The sequence below is a fragment of the Halorubrum sp. SP9 genome, assembly GCF_005435015.1.
GTDB classification, from domain to species: domain Archaea; phylum Halobacteriota; class Halobacteria; order Halobacteriales; family Haloferacaceae; genus Halorubrum; species Halorubrum sodomense.
In genome coordinates this window covers 1-479 of the sequence record NZ_SGXU01000349.1, presented here as the reverse complement: position 1 = coordinate 479, position 479 = coordinate 1, and the positions used below count along the sequence as shown (strand labels likewise).

Genomic DNA, 479 nt, shown 5'->3' with positions numbered 1-479 from the left:
GCGGCAAAACAACGTCACCGTCGGATGCGCGCGCTGCCAAATCGGGTGAAACACGAGATATGAGATTCTAAGCCGTGGAGAACTGGACGGTATCTTCTTAGGGCCGGTTGTATTCCGACTCACTATGGAAGAGAGTACAGTCAATATTCTTCATGTTGATGACGACCGTGCTTTCGCTGACCTAGTGACGGAATTTCTGGAGCGTGAGGCTGATGACTTTGCTGTCCAGACAGCAACGAGTCCCAATGACGCATTCGACCAGTTTGCTCTCACTGAGTTCGATTGTATCATCACTGACTATGATATGCCGAACAAAGACGGGATCGACTTTCTAGAACGCATCCGTGAGATAGCGCCGAACCTCCCCGTGATTTTGTTTACTGGCAAGGGATCCGAAGAGATCGCCAGTGAGGCAATTTCGGCTGGCGTCACCGACTATATTCAAAAACAAGGTGGCAGGGATCAGTACACTGTATTGG

The 479-nt window shown here is 50.1% G+C and carries 1 protein-coding gene; it reads left to right on the top strand.

Going from position 1 to position 479, the window contains the following annotated elements; translation table 11 throughout:
• Positions 1-124: 124 nt before the first annotated feature.
• The coding region (locus tag EXE45_RS17845) for a response regulator (RefSeq protein ID WP_137695116.1) at positions 125-479 on the top strand (355 nt) is incomplete at its 3' end.